Genomic DNA, 21,720 nt, shown 5'->3' on the forward strand with positions numbered 1-21,720 from the left:
TTCCCCGCCGCGCTGGACTCGCAGAATCCGGCGCGGCGGAAGTCCAGGATTGCAATGTCTACAGCTCGCACCGCGTTCTACGGCCCAGCCGATCACGATCTGGCGCCTGTCGCCGCGGACGCGATCCAGGTCTCTCCCCTCATGATCGGAGCAACGGATCTGGCTTCGATCCCGGACCAGTCACTGGACGCCTTTGCGATTCGCGCGCCGGCCGGCGTGGTCGAGCGTCGGTTCGTTCTTGCCCATGCTCTGCGGACACTGGTGATCGACGGTCGCCTGACCGTGTTTGGGCCCAAGGATCGCGGCGGACTGCGACTGAAGAAGGAGCTTGAGGCCTTCGGTTGCGTGGTCGGCGAAAGCTCCAAGAAACACAATCGCATCTGCGTCGCGCTTCGTCCCGCCGAGCCGGTCGGGCTCGATGCGGCCATCGAGGCGGGGGCGCCGCGCCGCGCCGTTGATGACCTGTGGACGCAGCCGGGCGTCTTCAGCTGGGACCGGCTGGATCCGGGCACCGACCTGCTCTTGAAAACCTTGCCGCCGCTGTCCGGCGTCGGCGCCGACTTCGGCTGTGGCATCGGCTGGCTGTCTCGCGGTGTTCTGGCCTCGCCGAAGGTCACGAAGTTGACGCTGATCGATCTGGATCGTCGGGCCATCGATGCGGCCTGCCGCAACATCGAAGACCCTCGCGCGGAGTTCGTCTGGGACGATGCCCGCCAGGCCGCCACATCGCTGGACAAGCTCGACTTCGTCGTCACCAACCCCCCGTTCCATGAGACCGGTGGCGAGGATCGCTCGCTGGGGCAGGCCTTCATCAAGACGGCTGCCGCCAGCCTGCGCAAGGGCGGTGACCTCTGGCTGGTGGCCAATCGCCACCTTCCCTACGAGGCCATCCTGAACGAGCACTTCGCCAAGGTGCGGCTCGCCGGCGAGACAAACGGCTACAAGGTCTACGAGGCCCGCAAATGACCAAGGCCCTGATGGCGCGGCTGGACAGGCTGCTGGCCAATCTGGGTTATGGCAGCCGAAAGGACGTTCAGGCGCTGATCTCCAGCGGCAGGGTCGTGCTCGACGGCAAGATCTTGAAGGACGTCGGGACCAAGGTCGCCGTCACCGCTGATCTCCCGGAACGGATGACCATCCGGGGCGCGCCGGTCGATCCGCCAGCGCCGCTGGTGCTGCTGATGCACAAGCCTCTGGGCGTGGTCTGTTCGCACAAGGAGGACGGCGAACGGATCTATGACCTGCTCCCCCGTCGCTGGCGCATTCGGGATCCGGGCCTGTCGACCGTGGGACGGCTCGACAAGGACACCTCAGGCCTGATCCTGATCACGGACGACGGCGACTATCTGCATCGGGTGATCTCGCCCAAGCGTCACGTGCCCAAGACCTATCTGGCCACGCTCGATCGCCCGCTGAACGGCGCCGAAGGCGCGCTGTTCGCTGCCGGCGAACTGATGCTTGAAGGCGAGGAGAAGCCGCTACTACCGGCGGAACTCATCGCGATCGATCCCCATCATGCCCGCCTCACCATCACCGAAGGCCGATATCATCAGGTGCGGCGCATGTTCGCCGCCACGGGAAACCACGTTCTCGAGCTTCACAGGGAGCGCATCGGTGGTCTGGTCCTGCCCGGCGATCTCGAGCCTGGACAACATCGAATCCTGACCTCCGCCGAGGCCGAGAAGGTCTTTGGCGATGAGTGATCCTATCCTCGTCGACGCCCGAGGACATCGCTGCCCGGTGCCGACCCTGCGCCTGAGGCGGGCCCTGGAAGCCGCGTCGGCGGGCGGTGAGGTGCGACTGATCGCCGATGATCCGCTGGCGCGTATCGACGTTCCACACTTCGCCGCCAGCGTCGGCGCAACGGTCGTCGCGATCACCGATGAAGCGGCCGGGGCGATCAGCTTTCGGGTGCTGAAGGCGTCTTGAGCGTGACGCCTCGCGGCCCCTCGACGAGGGCGCGGGGGCGTTCATCCAGAGCGATCTCGACCTCGGTGGCCAAGGCGCCGCCCAGGAAGATAGCGTTCACGCTCCACGACAACCAGATCAGAAAAATGATCACCGCCGAGATCGAGCCATAGGTGGCGCCCAGCTGGGCGACCTTGTCGACATAGAAGGCGCTGGCGGAGGACATGAACAGGCATAGGACCGCCGCGGCGACGCCGCCCGCGGTCGAAGCCCGCCAACCGACGGGCGCGCGCGACATGGCGTAGCGATAGATCAGGGTCATACCGATCACGACGCCGAGACTGGCCCAGGTCCACTCGCTCTGGATCCACGGAACGCCCTCGAGCGGGCGCAGATGGAGCGCGCTGCCGAGCACCCGGAAAATCAGAAAAATGCCGGACATCACGAACAACAGGCCGAAAGCGGCGATCAGCACGAACAGGGCCATCACGTTGAAGCCCACGAAGCCGCGCTGGTCTTCTTCATCGTGAATGAACGACAGACCGGCCAACAGGGCCTTGAAACCGCGATGGGCGGCATAGGCGCCGATGACCAGAACGACCGCGCTCTGGGCCGAAACGGCCTGTTCGGGCGCGTGGGCGATCCGGGTAAGTTCGCTCTCGAACATGGCGCGCGCGCCCGACGGCATCAGTTCGGCGAGATTTTCAGCCTGGGCGGCAGCCTGCTGCGGAGTCAGCAGAAGACTGTAGAGGCCGATGAGAATCGCCAGACCGGGAAACACCGCCAGCAGAGCGAAGAATGATACGCCGCCGACATACAGCATGACGTCGCGGCCCCAGATCCGGGACAGGGCAAGGCCCAGGACGCGCAGCACCTCGCGCGCCCAGTGGATCGGATCCAGATCCAGGTCACGCCAGCGGATAGGTTGGGGATCTTGCATTGGCGGGAACCTGCCCGCGCTCTTCGCCCGGCGCAACCCCGGGGCCCAAACGACAAAGACGCGCCGCCTCAGGGAAGGCGACGCGTCTCCGCAGGACAAGCCTGAAACCGAACGCCACATCGAGGGACGGATGGCGCAACGCCCGGTACGTGATCAATCTAGGGACCGCCGGCTGAACCCACGCTGAACGACGGCGATAGCCTGGCCGACAGCTTTCAGAGCGCGCCGCTGGTCTTCAGGCTGGCGATCGCCTCGGCGGAAAAGCCCCAGTCCGCCAGCGCGGTGTCATTGTGGCCCCCGACCGAAGGCGGCGGTCCCTGTATCTTTCCGGGCGTGGCCGAGAAACGGGGCGCGGGCGCGGGCTGCACCACGCCAGCTACTTCGACGAAGGTTTCTCGAGCGGCGTTGTGAGCGTGCGTGGGCGCTTCCGACATCGACAGGACCGGCGCGAAACAGACGTCCGTGCCATCCATCAGGTCGCACCATTCATCACGAGTCTTGGTCCGGATCACGGCGGCGAGCTTGTCACGCAGCTCGGGCCATTCATCTCGGCTCATCTGGTGCTGGAACTGCGGATCGGTGATCCCAGTCTTTTCAAGGAGAAGCAGATAGAACTGCGGCTCGATCGACCCGATCGAAATCCAGCCGCCATCGCTGCACTGATAGGTGTCGTAGAAATGTGCGCCGCCATCGAGCAGATTGGACCGGCGCCCTTCGCTCCACATGCCGCCCGCCTTGAAGCCGTAGAACATCGCCATCAGCGAGGCGGCGCCATCACTCATGGCGCAGTCGATCGTCTGACCCTGCCCCGTCGCCCGGGCATGGATCACGCCGGCCAGCAGGCCGAACGCCAGATAGAGCGCGCCGCCGCCGAAGTCACCGACGAGGTTCAGGGGCGGGACCGGCTTTTCCGTCGTGCCAATGGCGTCCAGCGCCCCGGTGATGGCGATGTAGTTCATGTCGTGGCCGGCGGCCTTGGCATATGGACCAAACTGGCCCCATCCGGTCATGCGGCCATAGACAAGCTTGGGATTGCGGGCCAGCGCCACATCCGGGCCAAGGCCCAGGCGCTCCATCACGCCCGGTCGAAAGCCCTCGATCAGGCCATCGGCGCTTTCCAGCAGCTTGAGGCAGGCCTCGATGGAAGCCGGCTGTTTCAGATCCAGCGCCACCGACCGGCGTCCCCGCGCGGTCACGTCGGCTGGCGATCCTCCTCGTCCCTGGCCCTTCCGGTCGATCCGGATCACGTCCGCGCCAAGGTCGGACAGCAGCATGCCGCAGAACGGACCAGGACCGATGCCCGCGAACTCGACGATCTTCAGTCCTGAAAGTGGCCCCTGGCCCATGGTGATCTCCTCATCGACTCTTCGGCGCAGTCGTTGGGCCGACTAGAAAGGTCCTGACGTTCGGTCATGCAAGCGGGCTGTTGGCGGCTCGGCTCGGAGATGGCGTGAGGAACGGGCGCGCACGCATCCATTGTGCAAAAGCATTTTGTCCACCTCGCCGCGACGTTGCGTCCCTATCCCCAGTGATCGCCTCTGCTATGTTGCGGCGTCGAATCCCGACGGCCGAGTGCGGCCGGCGTTCGTTGGATTTCGGGCGGAGGTAGAGTGTGGCGGTTGACGCCCGAATCCTGATCGTGGCGCGCGACGACCTGCGCGCCGGCCCGTTGGCCGAGGGGCTGGACCGGCTTGGCTGGCGGACCATCACCGCGCGGGGGCCGTATGCCGCTCTCGCTGCGCTTGGCGACCTGCCGATCGAAGCGGTGATCGTCGACCTCGCCAGCGCGGGTCCCGACACGCAGTCGCTTGCCCGTCGCCTGAAGGCCGCCGTGGCGCCGCGCCGCCTCCCCGTGATCGCCATCGGCGAACTTGACGGCGGACAGCAAAGCCAGGCCTTCGACCTGACCCTCTCGCCGCCGCTCCATCCCTCCCAGGCGGCGCTCCGGCTGGAGTCGCTGGTCCGCACGGCGATCGCCGAGGAGGAGTTCGAGCTGCGGCTTGAAACCTTCGGCGAGCGCGGTCGTCGGATGGACCTGCCGGAACCCCAGCCCTCGCCGTTCCGCATCCTGGCGGTCGGTGAGCCCGCCCCGCAGTTCCTGGCGCTTTCCAACGCCCTCAAGCGTAGCGGCGCCGAGGTCGTGGGCGCCTTCACGGCCTATACGGCGTTCGACTACCTCCACGAGCGGGCCTTCGATTCCGTCGTGCTGTGGGCCGGCGACAACCAGCAGGAAGCCCTGTCGATCGCGGCCGGCATGCGGCGCAACACCCGGCTCTTCCACATTCCGGCCATGCTGTATCTGAAGGCCGAAAGCTATGTGACGATGTCGGAGGCCTTCCACCGGGGTGTTTCGGACGTTGCTTCACCAGAAACACCCGAAGTCGAGACCGCGCGCCGCGTGATGGAGCTGGCTCGCAACTATCGGCGCGGCGAGTCGATCCGGGGCGCTCTGGAAAAGGCCCGCAGTTCCGGCCTCATGGACGCCGCCACGGGCCTCTTCACGCGAGACCTGTTCGCCGCCCACCTGGCTCGCCTGACGGCCGCGGCGCGCGAACGGTCTCGTCCGCTATCGATCTGCGTCCTGCGGGTCGCAGACAAACCAGAGACGGTCTGGGCGCGCCAGAACGGCTGGCTGGACCGCGCCATACCCCAGATCGGTTCGATGGTCGGCCGCCTGGTCCGCGTCGAGGACACCGCCGCCCGCCTGGCGCCGGAAGTCTTCGCCCTGGCGCTGCCCGCCACAAACCAGAACGCCGCCCGCGCCGCCGCCGAACGGATCGCCGCGGTCATCGGCTGCACGGCCTTCGACGCAGGCGAAGACCGTCCGCCGTTCGTCTGCGAGTTTGACATCGGTGTCTCCCAGATCGAAGCCGGCGAAGGGCCGGTCAAGGCGCTGGAGCGGGCTGCCGCCCGAGCCCTGCAGCGCGAAGCCAGCTGAGAATCGCGATGAGCCAACCGATGATCGTGGACGTGGTCGCCGACGTGGTCTGTCCGTGGTGCTATCTGGGCTGGCGGCGCGTGAAAGCCGCTGTGGCCCTCCGCCCCGATATCGAGGCCAAGCTTGTCTGGCGGCCCTATCAGCTGGACCCCACGCTTCCCGAGGAAGGCGTCGATCGCCAAGCCTACATGGCGGCCAAGTTCAAGGATCCGGACCGTCTGAAGGCCGTGCATGACGCCCTGGTCTCTGGCGGCGCCGATGACGGGATCACGTTCAACTTCGCCGTCATCGACAAATCCCCCAACACCAACGCCGCCCATCGGCTGATCCGCTGGGCGCTGACCGCCGGTGTCCAGGACGCGGTGGTCGAGGCCCTGTTCGCCGCCTATTTCACGGAAGGGCTCGATATCGGCGACCCCATGGTGCTGGCTGATATCGCTGAAGCCGCCGGCATGGAGCGGCTGGTCGTGCTACAACTGCTGTCCGAGGGCGCTGACCGGGAGTCGGTGACGCGCGAGCATTCCATGGCGGTACAGGGCGGCGTCACCGGCGTGCCCTATGTGATTTTCGGCGGCAAGGTCGCGGTCGTCGGGGCGGAATCGCCTGAACGGATCGCCGAAGCCATCGATCAGGCGTTAAGCGCCTAGGGCAGCCTGCCCTCTTCGGCCAGCATCTTCGCCGCGACATCAAACCCCGCCCACGCGGCTCCGGCCAGAGCCGCGCCAACGCTGACCCGACGCACGCCAACATCAGCCAGAGGCTGAACGGCCTGACCGGGCCAGGCCATCAGGACGTTCACAGGCCTGGGCGCGACCGCCTTGACGATCTCGGCGACCGAGGCGACGTCGATCACCCCGGGGGCGTACAGACAGTCGGCGCCGGCTTCGGCATAGCCGACAAGACGATCGATGGTCGCCGTCAGGTCCTTGCGCCCGATCAGAAAACCTTCCGTCCGGCCGACCAGGAGCACATCCTCACCGCTGGCGTCGATCGCCGCGCGCGCCGCCTTGATCCGGTCTGTCGCGAGCGCCGATTCATAAAGGTCGCGCCCGATACGATCCTCGATGGACAGGCCGGCGATCCCTGTTCCGATGGCGAGCCGGACGCTTTCGGCCACCCCTTCTGGCTCGTCCGCGAAACCGGCCTCGAAGTCGGCATTCACCGGAAGATCAGTCGCGGCGTAGAGCATGCTCAGATGCGCCAGCACCTGATCGCGCGTCAGCCCGCCATCGTCGTGACCCAAAGCCCATGCCGCCCCGGCGCTGGTTGACGCCAAAGCCTTGAAGCCGAGCTTCTCAAGGCGCTTGGCGCTTCCCGCGTCCCAGGGATTGGGCAGGGTGAAACAACCCTCCTGGTGCAGGGCGCGAAAGGCGGCGCGGCGGGCGGCGAGCTGGGGCGACGACATCAAATCCTCCGGAAACCCATCAGAGATACTGCCTCATCGTGACAGCGAGTGGCAGTAGCGCTCAGTGCGACACCGACCATGGCCGCCGTCCTCGGAGCGGCTGCGCCCAAACAATCCACCATGCATCGCCCCGTCGATAGAGCTCCGCTGCGCCGCCGATCGCGAAGTCTCCCGCCGTCAGGACGATGCGGTCCCTGCAGCCTGCTGGCATTGGGGCCACGAAATCTCGACGCAGGACAACGATCTCTGCGCCCGAGCAGAGCTCGCCGAGCGTTTGCGCCGAGATGTCCTTGCGGCTCCATGACAATGCGACGGCCACCGGCGCGTCAGTCTCGGGCCGGCAGGCATAGGCCGAACAGGTAAAGCCACGCGGTTCGCCGATCGCCAGACCGCGTCGACGCGCCCACAGCTCAGCGCCAAAGCGGCGGTTGTCCGGCCGTAGGAGGACCGCCTGCTGACCTCGCCGAACAGCGGCGGTGGAGCCATCGGCGGCGATCCAGACATCAGGCGCGGCCGGTCGAGGCCAAAGGGCGACGGCCAGCGCCAAGGGCGCGCCGAGCCAGCGCAGCCGTCCGCTCCACAGACAGAGAATCATCAAGCCCAGGAATGCGACAACCAGGGTGAACGGCGGCGCGCTGGCGATCACGGCCTGGCCGCCAATCGACTCGAATTTCCGGGCCACCGAGACCATGGCCTCAACGCCCCAGCCGGCAATCAACAGGAAAGGCTCGCCCCAACCGACGCTTTCCAGCGCCGTGCCTAGGGCCAGGAAGGGCATGATCACGAAGGATGACAGCGGCGCGACGATCAGATTGGCCGGCAAACCCCAGATGGCCACACGGTTGAAGTGCTGCATGGCGAAGGGGCCCGTCGCCAGCCCGGCGACAAAACTCGCGCCGATGCTGACAGCCAGCCATGCGCCGACAGCCTGGATCGCGCGGATCGGCCAGGGCACGGAGATTTCGCGCATCGGCCTGGGCCAGGCTTCGGCCAGGGCGATCAGGGCCGTGGTGGCCGCGAAGGACATCTGAAACCCGGGGGCAGCGGCCGCTTCGGGTTGAAGCGCCAGGATGATCAGCGCCGCCAGGGCCAGGCCGTGGAGCGTTACAGCCTGGCGGTCGAAAAGAATGGCGGCGAAGGCCACGCTGGCGGTGATGGCCGCGCGCTCGGCCGGCGGAGGCGCACCGGAAATGACCAGATAGATCGCGACGGCGGTCAGGCCCGCCACGGCGGCGATCTTCTTGCCCGGAGCGCGCAGGGCCAGCCAGGGCCACGCCGCGATTCCCAGCCGGGTCAGACCGAAAACAAAGCCGCCGACGATGGCCATGTGCAGGCCCGATATCGAAAGAATGTGGGCCAACCCGGAGGCGCGCATCGCTTCGGTCTGCTCGGGCGTGATCCATGCCTCGTGGCCGGTGACCATGGCCGCGCCGATCCCGCCACTCTGTGGCCCCATGTGCGCGACGATCCGCTGCGCCAGACGCCAACGGAAGGCGTTGACCGCCATGGTGACCCGCAATCGCCAGGGCGGCGGATCCAGATGCGTCTCACCGATGTCGCCGAGCGAAAAGCCGACCGCCCCCACGGCGTTGAACCAGGCGTCGCGAGCGAAATCATAAGAACCCGGCGCGGCCGGAGGCGGCGGCGGACCCAGAATGGCGCGCAGGCGCACCGCGTCACCGGGCTTCGGCAGGTCGACGGCGTCCACGGTCACCCGCACCCTGTTCGGCGTCTCGGCTGGCATGAGGCCGCCAATGGCGACGGGTGCGATCAGCAGTCGAGGCCCGCCCGCGCCGGGACTGACCACATCGACCACGAAGCCTTCCACGCGCCGCGGCGCGCGCTCGCCGTCGATGACCGGCGCGGCGACCCTCTCGCTGCGAATCTTCGCCGCCAGTCCCCCTGCAATGGCGAAGGCGAGCAACGCGGTCAGGACAATCCAGATTCGGCTCGAAGATCGGCAGCGCCACCACAGCATGACGCTGATCAGGCTCAAAAGGGCCAATGGCGGGAGCGAGGGCTCAAAAGGCGCTTCAAGATAGGCCGCCGCGCCCAGGCCGAAGCAGACAGGGCTCCACAGGAACCAGCGATCCAGATTCGCGCTCATCTCGTCGCGCAGGACGCGGAACATTGTCGGCGGACTAGGCCATGCGCGAAGCGCCGTGCTAAGACGCGCCGCCCAAGCCGCGCCTCGGCGCGCGATCCCGGCCGTCTCGGCGGCGTCCAGCTTTTCAGCATTGAGTTCGATGTCGAACCCCTCCTCCACCGACCGCGCCGTGGTTACGCGCTTCGCCCCCTCGCCCACCGGCTTCCTGCATATCGGCGGCGCACGCACAGCGCTGTTCAACTGGTTATATGCACGCCATACGGGTGGAAAGTTCCTTCTTCGCGTTGAAGACACCGATCGCGAGCGTTCGACTGAACCCGCAGTGGCAGCGATCTTCGAGGGCCTGGACTGGCTCGGCCTGAAATCAGACGAAGAGCCGGTGTTCCAGCACACCCGCGCGCCGCGCCACGCCGAAGTCGTTCAGCAGTTGCTGGAGCGCGGCCGCGCCTATCGCTGCTGGATGACGGTTGAGGAACTGGAAGTCGCCCGCGAAAAGGCCCGCGCTGAAGGCCACGCCATCCGCTCGCCCTGGCGCGACGCCCCGCCGCCGGCCGATCCGTCGGCGCCGCACGTCATCCGCTTCAAGGGCCCCGCCGACGGCGAGACCCTGGTCGACGACCTGGTCAAAGGCCCGGTGACGTTCAAGAACACCGACCTGGACGATCTGGTGCTACTGCGCGCCGACGGCGCGCCGACCTATAACCTCGCCGTGGTGGTCGATGACCACGACATGGGCGTCACCCACGTGATCCGGGGCGACGACCACCTGAACAACGCCGCCCGCCAGACCCTGATCTATCAGGCCATGGACTGGGAGCTGCCGGCCTTCGCCCACATCCCGCTGATTCACGGCCCGGACGGCGCCAAGCTGTCCAAGCGCCACGGCGCCCAGGCCGTCGGCGAGTTCGCCGACATGGGCTATATCCCGGAGGGCCTGCGCAACTACCTGGCCCGCCTTGGCTGGGGCCATGGCGACGATGAGGTGTTCAGCGACGCCCAGGCGATCGAATGGTTTGACGTCAAGGACGTGGTCAAGGCGCCCGCGCGCCTGGACTGGGCCAAGCTCAACCACATCAACAGCCAGCACCTGCGCCTGGCCGACGACGCCCGTCTGGCCGACCTGGTCCTGAAGGCCCTGATCGCCCAGAGCGTCAGCCTGCCGTCCGACGCAGCCGCGCGTGTTCTGGCCGTTGTTCCGCAGGTCAAGGAAGGCGCCAAGACCATCCTCGAACTGGCCGAGCACTGCGCTTTCGCGCTGAAAATTCGACCGCTGGGTCTCGAGGAAAAGACCACCAAACAACTCACCGAAGAAACGGTAGAGCGCCTGACTCGCCTGCGCGACCGTCTTGCCCAGGCCCCGGACTGGGCGGTGGACGACCTGGGCACGCTGTTGAAATCCTTCGCGGAATCCGAAGGCGTGGGCTTTGGTAAATTCGGTCCCTCTCTGCGTGGAATTCTCACCGGAGGGTCGCAGGCGCCTGACCTGAACAAGATCATGGCCGCCATCGGTCGCGACGAGACACTTGGCCGTCTTGACGACGCGCTAGCTGTGCGCGCATGAGGCGCTATAACGCACTCGCGAAATGAAACTTGGACTGCTCGTTCCATCGATGAAGGGGTTTCCCGCATGACCGATAAAGCCACACTGACGATCGGCGACAAGAGCTACGATCTGCCGATCCTCAAGGGCAGCACCGGTCCGGACGTCGTCGATGTCCGGAAGTTCTACGGCGACAGCGACCACTTCACGTTCGATCCGGGCTTCACCTCGACCGCGTCCTGCGAGAGCAAGATCACCTATATCGACGGCGACGCCGGCATTTTGCTGCACCGCGGCTATCCGATCGACCAACTGGCCGAGAAGTCCTCGTTCCTGGAAGTCTGCCACCTGCTGCTGAACGGCGAACTGCCCACGGCCGAAGAGGCCACCAAGTTCGAGCACAACATCACCTATCACACGATGTTGCACGCCCAGTTCGACAGCTTCTTCCAGGGCTTCCGCCGCGATGCTCACCCGATGGCGATCATGACCGGCGCGGTCGGCGCCCTGTCGGCCTTCTATGCCGACAGCCTGAACGTCGATGATCCCAAGCAACGCGAGATCAGCGCCCATCGCCTGATCGCCAAGATGCCGACCATCGCCGCCCGCGCCTTCCAGTACAGTGTCGGCCGTCCGTTCGTGACGCCGCGCAACGAACTCTCGTACTCGGAAAACTTCCTGCGCATGTGCTTCTCGGTGCCGGCCGAGGACTGGGTCCCCAACCCCGTCCTGACGCGCGCCATGGACCGCATCTTCATCCTGCACGCCGACCACGAGCAGAACGCCTCGACCTCGACGGTCCGCCTGGCCGGTTCGTCGGGCGCTCACCCGTTCGCCTGTATCGCCGCTGGCATCGCCTGCCTGTGGGGCCCGTCGCATGGCGGCGCCAACCAGGAAGCCCTCGAGATGCTCGAGGAAATCGGCACGGTCGAGAACATCCCCGCCTATGTGCAGGGCGTGAAGGACAAGAAGTACAAGCTGATGGGCTTCGGCCACCGCGTGTACAAGAACTTCGACCCGCGCGCTAAGGTCATGCAGAAGACCTGCTACGAGGTCCTGGAACAGCTGGGCATCAATGACCCCCTGCTGCAGGTGGCCATGGAGCTGGAAAAGGTCGCCCTCAGCGACCCTTACTTCATCGAGCGCAAGCTGTACCCGAACATCGACTTCTATTCGGGCATCACCCTGCGCGCGATGGGCTTCCCGACCAACATGTTCACCGTGCTGTTCGCCTTGGCCCGCACCGTCGGCTGGATCAGCCAGTGGAAGGAAATGTTCGAGGATCCCTCGCGCAAGATCGGCCGTCCGCGCCAGCTCTATACGGGCGCGACGCAGCGCGACTACACGCCGCTCGAAAAGCGCGGCTGAGCCGTCGATCCAGACTGATCCGGAGAGGCCCCGTCGCAAGGCGGGGCCTTTTCTTTGGCCGTTATGGCTTGAGCAGGAAGCTGAGGATCTCCGCGACCGCGCGGTAGAGCGCTTCGGGGATCTCCTCGTCGATCTCGATCGTCGACAGGGCCTGGGCCAGAGCCGGGTTCTCCTCGATGGGCACGCCATGCTCGCGCGCCGTCTCGACGATCTTCTCGCCAAGCCAGCCCTGTCCGGAAGCGACAACCTTCGGCGTATCGACGCCCTCGTACAGCAAGGCGACAGCGATCTTGCCGGGACCGCGCACGCCGCCGACGGACCCGGTCATGACGCCCGATCCACGAAGCGGCCTGGCGCAGTCACGGCGACCGTGGGGGCGCCCGCGTGGAAGGCGACCTCTGGCGACAGCTCGGCCTCGCGAAGCGCGGCGCTCAAGTCCGCCTCCCCCGCCTGAAGCCGGGCCACGGCTTCCGGTCGTTCGGCCCACAGGCCTACCCGCGCGCAGGCGCCCGTAAGCGCGATCTGGACGTGGACAGGTCCCAGGGGCTCAACGTCGAGAGAGAAGCGGGCTCGCCAGGTCTTTTCGATCTCGCGCCCGGAGTCGGATCCGCCGCCTCCGCCATCCCGGCTGATTTCGAACTGCGCCACCGCGAAGCCTTGAGCGGTCTGGAATGGAAGGTCGAACACCCAGCGCGACGTCCTGATCTCGGCCGTCCGCTCCGCCTCGGCGTGCGATTGCGGCAGCGAAGCGATTTGCGACAGCTCCTGGCGCGCGATAGCGCCGTCGACGCTCTTCAACAGACGCCGCGCCAGTTCGGCCGGCGGCAGATCTCCGGGAAGATGCGAACGGACGGCCGCCTGGGCGGCTGTGGGACCACCGGCGTAGGGCGGCGGAGGCCTGGACGGTGGGCGTGGTGACACCGCGAGCGCGGAATGGCGGGCTGCGGCCTCTTCCGGGTTATTTTCCGCCAGCAGAGGCGGGGCGATAACCTCGTCCTCGATCAGTCCCACCATCAGGAATGGGCGCGGCGGCGCCGTCGGAGCGCTGCGAGGCGGCGTAGATGAAGGGGCCGCTTCCGGGGCGTTAGGGTCAAGCGCTGGCGTCGCTTCACCTTTCTCGATCGTAGTAAGGGGATCTGGCGGCGCGGAAGCACTGGAAATCGCCGGCTGCGCCCGGGGCGCGAGAACTACTGTCGGGAGTGGCTCTGAAACCGGCGGCTGAGCTGGCGCGACATCCGATCCAACGGGCGCGCGATACGGTTGCCCGACGGCCGGGGCAGCCAGACCGGGCGCCGGGGAGACAGAACCGCTCGGCGTATAGGTCGCGCCCACTGCGGCGCCAGACCGCAGCGCGGCGGTGGGTTCGCCGGATGAGGAAGAGACCAGCGATGCGCCTGGCTCGCCCCCGGGCGTCTTGGCCAGCCACGTCGAAATCACGGCGCGAAACACCAGTAGCGCCGCTTTCATGTCCCCGGTGGCGGCCGGAACCGATGACTGCGCGACCAGCGCGGCACGCGCCAGCCGGGCCTCCATGAAGACGCCCGAATCCTGGACGGCATCGCGGACAAGCGCAGATGTCACCGGTCGCTGTGTGGGGATGGCGCTTTCAAGCAACGCCTTGGCCGCCTGCCGCACCGTTTCGGGCGTGTCCGGTCTGATGACCGTCGCCTCTATATCCGCCATCATCGGCGCCAAGCCGGATTGGACCGGCGCCGCCCGAGCAGCGGCCGATCGCACAGCCGCGGCCATCCGGTCGCTGGCGGAGAGCTCCGCCGAAGGCGGGGATGGCGTGACCAGGTGTCCGCCACCCGGCGCGTCGACACTTGCGTCGGAGACGGGGGGCGTGGCCGCGCCAGCCGGCGCATGAGCCTCCGCGTGCGCTGCGCCTACGATCTGGCCAAGGGTCGATGTACTATTGGCCACGGCGGCGCGCGCAAGCGCGGACAAGGCCGTCGCCACCTCTGGCGAGCTCCCCGTGACACGTGCGGGCGTGATGGGAATGGCGGGGGCTGCCGGATCGATCGCCAAAACTGGTCTCCAGTCTCGAGGGTCACGAAGGGCAGAATAGTCCGAGTCCGTCTCGACACCCAGCTGTTCCAAGCGATTCACGGCGAGGCTCGCAGGGCTGCCGGGCCGCGTCAGGTCGCTGGCCGCGCCTTGGCAAGGAAGGCCAGCAGGGCCTCGGCTGCGGCCTCCGACGGGTCGGGCATTCCACGCCCCATTCGCTCAAGCGCGGCGCTCTGCTCGGCGATCTGCCGCGCGCGCAGGCCCGCGTCGTCAAGGCGAACAACGATGGCCTTTGCGAGCGCCTCGCCCTGCAGGGCTTTCTGCAGATATTCCGGCGCCACAGCCTTGCCGGCCGCGATGTTGAACAGGGTGACCCAGCGCGGCTTGAACAGCATCTTCAGCAGGCCATAGGTCACCGCGCCGGTGCGGTAGCCCACAACCATCGGACAACCAGCCAGGGCGAGCTCGGTCGTCACGGTTCCGCTGCAGGCCAGGGCGACCGTTCCAGCGACCATGGCGTCGTCCTTAAGGGCCTCGTCCTCGATCACATGCGCCCGAAACGGCCATCCCGCCACGCGCGCCTTCACGGCGTCAGCGACGGTGGAGGCGGCGGGGACGACCACGGCAAGGTTTGGGCGATCGGCCTTCAGTCTTCGCACGGCGTCTTCGAAGGCCGGCATCACGCGCTCGATCTCGGATGGACGACTGCCGGGCAACACCAGCAAAATCGGCTGGTCGGCGCTCAAACCGATCACCCCGCGCAAGCGGGCCGGTTCGGCCTTGCTAAAATCCCTGGCCAGGGCCGAATTACCGACGAAGACGCTCTCGAGACCCGTCTTGTCGAAGAACGGCTTGTCCATCGGTTGGATCGACAGCAGGAAGTCCACCGCCTTGGCCAGGCTCCTGGCGCGACCGGCGCGATAGGCCCAGACCTGCGGGGCGACATACTTGACCAGCGGCAGATCAGGTCGCTGGCGACGCAGCGCCTGGGCCAGGCGGATGTTGAAGCCCCAGCTGTCGATCAGGACGGCCACGTCGGGCTTTTCCCGCTGCGCCAAGGCCAGAGTGTCCTTCAGCCGGGCCATGGCGCGCGGATAGGCCCTCAGGCTCTCGACGATGCCGATGATCGACAGCTGGGCGATATCGAAGGGGCTGTCGACGCCCTCGGCCGCCATCTTGGCGCCGCCGACGCCGACGAAATTAACCGCGTCATCGCCCAGGCGTCGCTTCAGAGCCTTGGCCAAGCCGGCGCCCAGAGCGTCTCCGGAGGCCTCGGCGGCCACCAGCATGACGGTCAGCGAGCGGGTCATCCCAGGCTCCCCGGCTCGACCCCCAGCACGAACAGGCCCAGATCATCGGCGCAGGCGATCACCGCGGCGCGGTCGACCACCAGAAGGTTGCCCGTCTCGCCGACAATGCCGGCCAGGCCGGCCCGCGCGGCGCGCTGCAGGGTGGCGACGCCGATGGTCGGCAGATCGACGCGGGTCTCCTGGATCGGCTTGGGAGCCTTGGCCAGCACGCCGCGACGGCGCTCCGCGGTGCCGCGAATGGCTTGGGGAAGATCGGCCACGCGGCGCAGCATGGAGTCGGTGCCCTCCTGGGCCTCCACCGCCAGCACTAGGCCCTCGCAGACCACGGCGCCCTGCCCTACGTCCAGCTTGCCGATCTCGCGGGCCACCAGCAGGGCGCGCTCGATGTCGTGCTGATCCTGGGGGCGAGGCGCATGGGCGCCCAGCACGCCGGCCGGCAAGGTCATCTCGCCCCGTACCTCGTGGGCGCCCTCGATGGCGAAGCCTTCGGTTTCGAACTCATCCAGCACCCGGCGCAGCAGGGCGTCATCACCCCGCCGAGCAGCCTGAATCAGACCCGGAATGACCTTCACGCCGCGCAGGTCCGGCATCAGGGCCGACCAATCCGGGCGATTGACCGTGCCGGCGAAACACACGACCTCGCAGCCCTGGGCCTTCAACGCCTTGAACACCTTGCCGAATTCGCCAAGCCCGACCTCCATGCCGGGATAGCGGCTCAGAGCTGCGTCGGCGAAGCTCCTGAGACGCATCACCGCGAACGGACGCCCTGCGGCCTCGCAGTGGGCCGCCAGTTCGACGGGCAGCGCGCCCCCGCCGGCGATCAGGCCAAGCTTGCGCATCAGGGAAGCCTAGACCTCGCGCTCGGGCAGGCAAAGCGGACGGTTGCTGTCGGAGCGGATGAAGTCGACGATCTCCATCACCTCGACATTGCCCGCGTGGATCTCGGCGACGTCGTCCAGGCGCTCCTGGAAGGTGCCCTCGTCGGCGAACAACAGGCGATAGGCGGCGCGCAGGGCGTTGATCGTCTCACGCGAGAAGCCGCGACGCTTCAAGCCTACCAGGTTCAGGCCCTCGAGATGGGCGTGGTTGCCCCATACCGAGCCATAGGGGATCACGTCCTTGGTCACCGCGGCCAAACCGCCGATGAAGCTGTAGCGGCCGATGCGGCTGAACTGGTGAGCCGCCGCCAGGCCGCCCATGAATACGAAATCACCGATCGCGACGTGACCGCCCAGGGTCGCGCCCTTGGCCATCACCACGTGATCGCCGACCGAACAGTCGTGAGCGATGTGCGAGCCGACCATGTAGAGGCCATCGGAGCCCACCGTCGTCACGCCTTTGCCCGACGCGGTGCCGGTGTGCATGGTGACGTGTTCGCGGATGATGTTGCGCGGACCAATCAGCAGCTCGGTCTTCTCGCCCTTGTGCCCCAGGTGCTGGGGCGGGCCGCCGAGGTTGGCGAACGGATGCACGACGCACCCCTCGCCGAGGGTCGTGACGCCTTCGATCACGACGTGAGACATCAGACGCACACCGGTCGCCAGGGTCACGTCCGGTCCGACGATGCTGAACGGACCGATTTCGACATCGGCCGCCAGCTTCGCGCCGGGATCGACGATGGCGGTTGGATGAATCTGGCTCATTTGGTCGGCGTCTCCACCACCATGGCGGCGAACTCGGCTTCGGCGGCGACCTTGTCGTTCACCTTGGCCACGCCCTTGAACTTGAAGATGGTCGAGCGCGAGCGGGTCACCTCGACCTCCATGCGGATCACGTCGCCGGGGCGCACCGGATTGCGGAAGCGGGCATTGTCGACCGACATGAAGAAGATGGTCTTGCCCTCGGTGTCGACCTCAAGCGATTTGCTCATCAGCACGGCGCCCGTCTGAGCCATGGCCTCGATGATCAGAACGCCCGGCATAACCGGGTTCCCCGGGAAGTGCCCCTGGAAGAACGGTTCGTTCATCGTCACGCACTTGATGCCGACGATCGATTTGTGCGGGCGGTAGTCTTCCGCGCGATCGACCAGAAGGAAGGGATAGCGGTGCGGAATCCTGGCCAGGATTTCGGCGATGTCGATATCGGTTTGCGCCGGTTCGGCGACGTCTTGGCCCATACTTAGCCCCTTGTTCCCCGGCCGCCCGCCATGCGTGACAGCCATGCGGTCTCTCGGAGCCACCGCTTGAGCGGCCGCGCCGGAAACCCTGTCCATGTTTCGCCCGCGGGCACGTCCTTGAACACCGACGCCGACGCGCCAATGCTCGCTCCCGAGCCGATGGTCAAATGATCCGCAACGCCAGCCTTGCCGCCGAACGCGACGCCGTCGCCAACAACGGTGCTGCCGGAAAGCCCTGTATAGGCCGCCAGCACGCAATTGCGACCCAGACGGACGTTGTGCGCGACGTGCACCAGATTGTCGATCTTGGTGTTCTCGCCAATCGTCGTATCGGCAAAGGCACCCCGGTCGATGCAGCTGTTTGCGCCCAAAGTGACGCCGTCCTGGATCACTACCCGGCCCAGCTGCGGAAGATCGACCACGCCGCGCGGGCCGCCAGCGGCCCCGAAACCGGCCTCGCCGATCACAGCGCCGGCATGAATGCTGACCCGGTCGCCAATGATCGCAAAACCAATCACCGCGTTGGGCCCGATCAGGCAATCGCGGCCAATAGTAACGCCCGGACCGATGACGGCGCCCGGCGACAGATGGGTCCCGCGACCGATTCTCGCCCCCTGCCCCACAGTAACGCCGGGGGACAACCTGACGCCGTCTTCCAGCTCACAGTCGGGATGGATGGACGCCGACAGCGGTTCATGCCGGCGGGGCGAATGCAGCCGTGTCGCGGCGGCGGCCCAGGCGGCCTGCGGATGCGCCGTCAACAGCGCCGCGCAACCTGGCGCGAGCAGATCGCGGTGCTCGGGGCGAACGAAACAGGCCCCGGCCTGCGTAGCGGCGGCTGCGTCACGACGTTTGGCGTCGGAAAAGAAACTGACGGCTCGCCCGTCCGCGGCGTCAAGCGGTGCAACGTGGGCGATGGCGCGAGACCCGAGACTGGCGTCGGCCAGTTCGGCCCTGCCAAGACGCGCCAGCTCCTGGAGTGACGCCGGACCCATGTCATCGAAAAATCGCGGGTCCGGCATCTAGTCCTCTCGGCGAATTGCCCGGCGCAAGGCGCGGGCCGACTCGCTTACTTCTTGGTCGGCGTCAGAGCTTGAGCGCCGGCGGCCGGTTGGTCCAGACGTTCGCGATCGAAGGTCAGCGTCTTGATGCGAGCGTCAAGGGCAACCACCACGGCGTCGGTGATGTCCATGGCCGGATTGGCCAACAACACCGACTCGCGGTCCATCAGGATGCCGCAGGTGCGCTGCTGATAGACCTGCTTGATAGCCGGATCGAGCTCTTGATAGACGCGCGACAGGGCCTTCTGCTCGGTGGCTTCGACTTCCTTCTGGCGCAGTTGGCCCTTGCGCTGCCAGGCGTTGGCCTTGACCTGCAGGCCAGCGGCCTGTTGCTCGAGCGCGCCCTGATCCATCGTGGCCTTCTTGGCATCCAGCGCCTTGGCTTCGTTGTCCAGCGTGGTGCGTTCGCCGGTCAGTTCGGCGTTCACCTGCGCGATGATGGTCTTCAGGCGGGCGTCGACGGCCTTGCCGACAGCCGAGGAGCCCACGGCGCGCTGGCTTGAGAAGATGCAGACGCCTGCGATCGGGGCGCCGTGCGAGATCGCGGGCGCGGCGGCCGGAGCCGTCTGGGCCAGGGCGCTGGTCGACATTGCGATGGCGACAACGCCGGAAGCGGCCGCGAACAGGAACTTGGAAGTCATGATCATTGGAACCTTGTGGAGGTGGAGAACCGGAACGTTTCGGTCCGGTCGTAATCTTCCTTGGAGAGGATCTTGCTGAAGTCGAACCGGATAGGACCCATGGGCGACTTCCAGTCGATACTGATACCCGCCGACGCGCGAAGGCCGAGGTTGTCGCGGATGTTCGGATCGAACACGCCCGTCGAGGACTGGCGATCTACGTCATCAAGCAAGCCGGCCGTACCGAAGTCGCTGAACACTGCGGCCTTGATGCCGTACTGCTCGGGCAGAAGCGTCGGAACGGTCAGCTCGAAGGTGCCGATCGCGTAAAGCTTGGCGCCCATCGAGTTGCTCTGGGTCGAGATGTCGCGTGGGCCGATACCCGCCGTCTCGAAGCCGCGGAAGTTGGTGCCGCCCTTGTAGAAGCGGTCATTGATGCGGACGTTGTCGCCGCCCCAGCCCTCGATATAGCCGGCCGAACCCGTGGCGCTGAAGATGAAGTCCTTGTTGAAGCCCCAGTACCAACCGGCATCGGTTTCGGTCTTCAGGTACTTCACATCGCCACCGAAGCCGGCCAGATCCTGGTTCAGGTCGGCGAACCAGCCGCGCGTGGGCTGGATCGGGTCGTTACGCTTGTCGATCCGCAGGCCATAGCCGACCAGCGACGTCATGTAAGCGCCGCGCTGGAGGCAGAGGATCTGCGAAACAGAGCCACTGTCGCACAGACCGTCTGAGACGCTAACTTCGTCGCGGCGCAGCGTATAACGCATGCTCATCGAGGCGTTCTGGGTTAGCGGGAAGCCAACGCGGACATTGCCGCCCAGCGACCGGGTGTCATAGGCGGCGTAGTCGCTCAGGTCATAGCGGAACGAATAGACGTCGACGCCCGCCACTAGGTTACGGTTCAGGAAACGCGGCTCGGTGAAAGCGAAATCGATCTGCTGACGCAGCGAGCCGACCGAGATCCGTCCGCGCATGTTCTGGCCGCGACCGCGGAAATTCCGCTGCGTCACACCGACATCGAGCACCAGCTTGTCGACCGAACTATAGCCGGCGCTGAACGACAGCTCACCGGTCGGTTGCTCTTCCACCTTGACACGCAGCGCCGTCCTGTCGGGCGCGCTGCCGGGAATTTCCTCGATCTCGACTTCCTTGAAGAAGCCCAAACGACGAATATTGTTCTTGGAGCGATCAACCAGGACGCGATTATAGGCGTCGCCCTCGGCCACTTCCAGTTCACGGCGCACCACATAGTCGAGTGTCGCCGTATTGCCGACGATGTCGATGCGATCGACGTAAACGCGTGGCCCTTCGCGAACCTGGAAGACCACGTCAACAGTGTTGGTTTCGCGGTTAGGCACATAGCGAGGGCGAACGTCCACGAAGGCGAAGCCGGCGGCGCCCGCTGCGAAGGTCAGGGCGTCGGTCGCCTGCTCGATGCGCTCATCTTCATAGAGCTGACCCGTGCGGACCGGCAGGATCTGGGCCAGCAGCGTCCCATCAAGCTTTTTGAGTTCGGTCTCGACCGTGATCTTGCCGAACTTGTACTTCGGGCCTTCATCCAGGGTGTAGGTGACCGCGAAGCCGTTCTTGTCCGGCGCCAGTTCAGCCATCGACGAAACGACGCGGAAGTCGAAATAACCCCGGTTGCGATAGTGCTTGCGCAGTTGTTCGCGGTCGTACTCGATCCGGTCGGGGTCATAGTTGTCGTTGCTGGTCAGGAACTTGTACCAGTGCGACTCCTTGGTCACGATCACGTCGCGCAGATCGTTGTCCGAATACTCGGAATTGCCCAGGAAGTTGATGCCCAGCACGCCGCTCTTGGGGCCTTCGTTGATCTCGAACACCAGATCGACGCGCTTTTGCGGCAGTTCCACGACCTTGGGCGTCACGGTCGCCGAGATGCGGCCCGAACGGCGGTAAAGCTCGATGATGCGCTGAACGTCGGCCTGGACCTTGGCGCGTGTGAAGATGCCGCGCGGACGGATCTGGACTTCGTCCTTCAGCTTGTCTTCCTTCAGGGATGAGTTCCCCTCGAAGACTACCTGATTGATGATCGGGTTCTCGACGACCTTCACGATCAGGTCGCCCGACAACATTTCGATCTTCACATCGGCGAAGAGGTCGGTGCGGGCCAGGGTCTTCAGCGCCAGGTCGAGACGCGCAGCGTCCACCGTGTCGCCCGGCTGGATCGGTAGATAGGACATCACGGTGCCCTGCTCGATCCGCTCGTTGCCCTGCACGACGATCCGCTGCACGACACTGGTCTGCGCCGCCTGGGCGAAAGCCGCGGCGGGCGCGACCATAGCGGTCGAACCGAAGAGAAGCGCCACACCGGTGGCGAACGCGGCGCTATGGGCGCGAATTTTGTTCATGGGACCAATCATGGACGGAAGGCGA

Annotated in this window: 20 protein-coding genes; 7 read left to right on the forward strand and 13 right to left on the reverse strand. The window is 66.3% G+C overall.

Annotated features, from left to right (window positions below):
• Positions 1 to 54 precede the first annotated feature (54 nt).
• The 3 genes from ACW17V_RS10340 to ACW17V_RS10350 are packed head-to-tail and all read left to right on the forward strand — an operon-like array spanning position 55 to position 1,929.
• Positions 55 to 966 (forward strand): class I SAM-dependent methyltransferase, encoded by a 912-nt coding sequence (locus ACW17V_RS10340; RefSeq protein ID WP_492108779.1) that lies wholly within the window; start codon positions 55 to 57, stop codon positions 964 to 966.
• Positions 963 to 1,703 (forward strand): pseudouridine synthase, encoded by a 741-nt coding sequence (locus ACW17V_RS10345; RefSeq protein WP_492105061.1) that lies wholly within the window; start codon positions 963 to 965, stop codon positions 1,701 to 1,703. Before ACW17V_RS10340 ends, ACW17V_RS10345 begins: the two co-directional genes overlap by 4 nt.
• Positions 1,696 to 1,929 (forward strand): sulfurtransferase TusA family protein, encoded by a 234-nt coding sequence (locus tag ACW17V_RS10350; RefSeq protein ID WP_492105062.1) that lies wholly within the window; start codon positions 1,696 to 1,698, stop codon positions 1,927 to 1,929. Before ACW17V_RS10345 ends, ACW17V_RS10350 begins: the two co-directional genes overlap by 8 nt.
• Here the strand turns inward: ACW17V_RS10350 and ACW17V_RS10355 are convergent.
• Both ACW17V_RS10355 and ACW17V_RS10360 read right to left on the reverse strand, forming a co-directional pair.
• Entirely contained in the window at positions 1,901 to 2,848 is a 948-nt protein-coding gene (locus tag ACW17V_RS10355; protein ID WP_492105063.1) for a YihY/virulence factor BrkB family protein, read from the reverse strand. The two genes, ACW17V_RS10350 and ACW17V_RS10355, sit on opposite strands and share 29 nt — an antisense overlap.
• Positions 2,849 to 3,063: 215 nt before the next feature.
• Positions 3,064 to 4,194 (reverse strand): CaiB/BaiF CoA transferase family protein, encoded by a 1,131-nt coding sequence (locus ACW17V_RS10360; protein ID WP_492105064.1) that lies wholly within the window; start codon positions 4,192 to 4,194, stop codon positions 3,064 to 3,066.
• A 266-nt stretch (positions 4,195 to 4,460) separates the two neighbouring features.
• Here ACW17V_RS10360 and ACW17V_RS10365 point away from each other — a divergent pair, with 266 nt between their 5' ends.
• Together ACW17V_RS10365 and ACW17V_RS10370 are read left to right on the forward strand one after the other, a co-directional pair.
• Positions 4,461 to 5,786: a diguanylate cyclase domain-containing protein gene (locus ACW17V_RS10365; RefSeq protein ID WP_492105065.1), complete on the forward strand. Its 1,326-nt coding sequence runs from the start codon at positions 4,461 to 4,463 to the stop codon at positions 5,784 to 5,786.
• A gap of 8 nt (positions 5,787 to 5,794) precedes the next feature.
• Positions 5,795 to 6,433, forward strand: a complete 639-nt coding sequence (locus ACW17V_RS10370; RefSeq protein WP_492105066.1) for a DsbA family oxidoreductase — start codon at positions 5,795 to 5,797, stop codon at positions 6,431 to 6,433.
• Here the strand turns inward: ACW17V_RS10370 and ACW17V_RS10375 are convergent.
• Together ACW17V_RS10375 and ACW17V_RS10380 are read right to left on the reverse strand one after the other, a co-directional pair.
• A complete protein-coding gene (locus ACW17V_RS10375) occupies positions 6,430 to 7,191 on the reverse strand; it encodes an isocitrate lyase/PEP mutase family protein (RefSeq protein ID WP_492105067.1) in 762 nt (253 codons plus the stop codon). The two genes, ACW17V_RS10370 and ACW17V_RS10375, sit on opposite strands and share 4 nt — an antisense overlap.
• 61 nt (positions 7,192 to 7,252) lie before the next feature.
• On the reverse strand, positions 7,253 to 9,322 hold the full coding sequence (locus ACW17V_RS10380) for a ComEC/Rec2 family competence protein (RefSeq protein ID WP_492108780.1): 2,070 nt from the start codon (positions 9,320 to 9,322) through the stop codon (positions 7,253 to 7,255).
• 115 nt (positions 9,323 to 9,437) lie between these two features.
• Here ACW17V_RS10380 and gltX point away from each other — a divergent pair, with 115 nt between their 5' ends.
• Both gltX and gltA read left to right on the forward strand, forming a co-directional pair.
• Complete coding sequence (gene gltX, locus ACW17V_RS10385; RefSeq protein WP_492105068.1) at positions 9,438 to 10,859, forward strand: glutamate--tRNA ligase; 1,422 nt, start codon at positions 9,438 to 9,440, stop codon at positions 10,857 to 10,859.
• 66 nt (positions 10,860 to 10,925) lie between these two features.
• The gene (gene gltA / locus ACW17V_RS10390; protein WP_492105069.1) at positions 10,926 to 12,206 is read left to right on the forward strand and encodes a citrate synthase; all 1,281 of its coding nucleotides are present in this window, start codon (positions 10,926 to 10,928) and stop codon (positions 12,204 to 12,206) included.
• Positions 12,207 to 12,267: 61 nt separating this feature from the next.
• Here gltA and ACW17V_RS10395 read toward each other — a convergent pair whose 3' ends face one another.
• From ACW17V_RS10395 to bamA, 9 genes are all read right to left on the reverse strand, one after another.
• Positions 12,268 to 12,534 (reverse strand): EscU/YscU/HrcU family type III secretion system export apparatus switch protein, encoded by a 267-nt coding sequence (locus tag ACW17V_RS10395; protein ID WP_492105070.1) that lies wholly within the window; start codon positions 12,532 to 12,534, stop codon positions 12,268 to 12,270.
• Entirely contained in the window at positions 12,531 to 14,234 is a 1,704-nt protein-coding gene (fliK, locus tag ACW17V_RS10400) for a flagellar hook-length control protein FliK (RefSeq protein ID WP_492105071.1), read from the reverse strand. Before fliK ends, ACW17V_RS10395 begins: the two co-directional genes overlap by 4 nt.
• A 110-nt stretch (positions 14,235 to 14,344) precedes the next feature.
• The gene (gene lpxB, locus ACW17V_RS10405) at positions 14,345 to 15,523 is read right to left on the reverse strand and encodes a lipid-A-disaccharide synthase (protein ID WP_492105072.1); all 1,179 of its coding nucleotides are present in this window, start codon (positions 15,521 to 15,523) and stop codon (positions 14,345 to 14,347) included.
• A complete protein-coding gene (gene lpxI / locus ACW17V_RS10410) occupies positions 15,520 to 16,362 on the reverse strand; it encodes a UDP-2,3-diacylglucosamine diphosphatase (protein WP_492105073.1) in 843 nt (280 codons plus the stop codon). Before lpxI ends, lpxB begins: the two co-directional genes overlap by 4 nt.
• Before the next feature lie 9 nt (positions 16,363 to 16,371).
• Positions 16,372 to 17,166: an acyl-ACP--UDP-N-acetylglucosamine O-acyltransferase gene (gene lpxA / locus ACW17V_RS10415; RefSeq protein ID WP_492105074.1), complete on the reverse strand. Its 795-nt coding sequence runs from the start codon at positions 17,164 to 17,166 to the stop codon at positions 16,372 to 16,374.
• Entirely contained in the window at positions 17,163 to 17,639 is a 477-nt protein-coding gene (gene fabZ, locus ACW17V_RS10420) for a 3-hydroxyacyl-ACP dehydratase FabZ (RefSeq protein WP_492105075.1), read from the reverse strand. The genes lpxA and fabZ overlap by 4 nt, the downstream gene beginning before the upstream one ends.
• Before the next feature lie 2 nt (positions 17,640 to 17,641).
• The gene (lpxD, locus tag ACW17V_RS10425) at positions 17,642 to 18,661 is read right to left on the reverse strand and encodes a UDP-3-O-(3-hydroxymyristoyl)glucosamine N-acyltransferase (protein WP_492105076.1); all 1,020 of its coding nucleotides are present in this window, start codon (positions 18,659 to 18,661) and stop codon (positions 17,642 to 17,644) included.
• A 47-nt stretch (positions 18,662 to 18,708) separates the two neighbouring features.
• Complete coding sequence (locus ACW17V_RS10430) at positions 18,709 to 19,341, reverse strand: OmpH family outer membrane protein (RefSeq protein WP_492105077.1); 633 nt, start codon at positions 19,339 to 19,341, stop codon at positions 18,709 to 18,711.
• Between the two features lie 2 nt (positions 19,342 to 19,343).
• A complete protein-coding gene (gene bamA / locus ACW17V_RS10435) occupies positions 19,344 to 21,707 on the reverse strand; it encodes an outer membrane protein assembly factor BamA (RefSeq protein ID WP_492105078.1) in 2,364 nt (787 codons plus the stop codon).
• Between the last annotated feature and the right edge of the window lie 13 nt (positions 21,708 to 21,720).

Source organism: Caulobacter sp. FV2ye17ST (assembly GCF_058680955.1).

Excerpts from the sequence above, each read along its gene's own strand:
- ACW17V_RS10340 (WP_492108779.1), top strand. The coding sequence starts at position 55 with ATGTCTACAGCTCGCACCGCGTTCTACGGCCCAGCCGATCACGATCTG.
- ACW17V_RS10345 (WP_492105061.1), top strand. The coding sequence starts at position 963 with ATGACCAAGGCCCTGATGGCGCGGCTGGACAGGCTGCTGGCCAATCTG.
- ACW17V_RS10350 (WP_492105062.1), top strand. The coding sequence starts at position 1,696 with ATGAGTGATCCTATCCTCGTCGACGCCCGAGGACATCGCTGCCCGGTG.
- ACW17V_RS10355 (WP_492105063.1), bottom strand. The coding sequence starts at position 2,848 with ATGCAAGATCCCCAACCTATCCGCTGGCGTGACCTGGATCTGGATCCG.
- ACW17V_RS10360 (WP_492105064.1), bottom strand. The coding sequence starts at position 4,194 with ATGGGCCAGGGGCCACTTTCAGGACTGAAGATCGTCGAGTTCGCGGGC.
- ACW17V_RS10370 (WP_492105066.1), top strand. The coding sequence starts at position 5,795 with ATGAGCCAACCGATGATCGTGGACGTGGTCGCCGACGTGGTCTGTCCG.
- ACW17V_RS10375 (WP_492105067.1), bottom strand. The coding sequence starts at position 7,191 with ATGTCGTCGCCCCAGCTCGCCGCCCGCCGCGCCGCCTTTCGCGCCCTG.
- ACW17V_RS10380 (WP_492108780.1), bottom strand. The coding sequence starts at position 9,322 with ATGTTCCGCGTCCTGCGCGACGAGATGAGCGCGAATCTGGATCGCTGG.
- gltX (WP_492105068.1), top strand. The coding sequence starts at position 9,438 with ATGTCGAACCCCTCCTCCACCGACCGCGCCGTGGTTACGCGCTTCGCC.
- gltA (WP_492105069.1), top strand. The coding sequence starts at position 10,926 with ATGACCGATAAAGCCACACTGACGATCGGCGACAAGAGCTACGATCTG.
- ACW17V_RS10395 (WP_492105070.1), bottom strand. The coding sequence starts at position 12,534 with ATGACCGGGTCCGTCGGCGGCGTGCGCGGTCCCGGCAAGATCGCTGTC.
- lpxB (WP_492105072.1), bottom strand. The coding sequence starts at position 15,523 with ATGACCCGCTCGCTGACCGTCATGCTGGTGGCCGCCGAGGCCTCCGGA.
- lpxI (WP_492105073.1), bottom strand. The coding sequence starts at position 16,362 with ATGCGCAAGCTTGGCCTGATCGCCGGCGGGGGCGCGCTGCCCGTCGAA.
- lpxA (WP_492105074.1), bottom strand. The coding sequence starts at position 17,166 with ATGAGCCAGATTCATCCAACCGCCATCGTCGATCCCGGCGCGAAGCTG.
- fabZ (WP_492105075.1), bottom strand. The coding sequence starts at position 17,639 with ATGGGCCAAGACGTCGCCGAACCGGCGCAAACCGATATCGACATCGCC.
- lpxD (WP_492105076.1), bottom strand. The coding sequence starts at position 18,661 with ATGCCGGACCCGCGATTTTTCGATGACATGGGTCCGGCGTCACTCCAG.
- ACW17V_RS10430 (WP_492105077.1), bottom strand. The coding sequence starts at position 19,341 with ATGACTTCCAAGTTCCTGTTCGCGGCCGCTTCCGGCGTTGTCGCCATC.
- bamA (WP_492105078.1), bottom strand. The coding sequence starts at position 21,707 with ATGATTGGTCCCATGAACAAAATTCGCGCCCATAGCGCCGCGTTCGCC.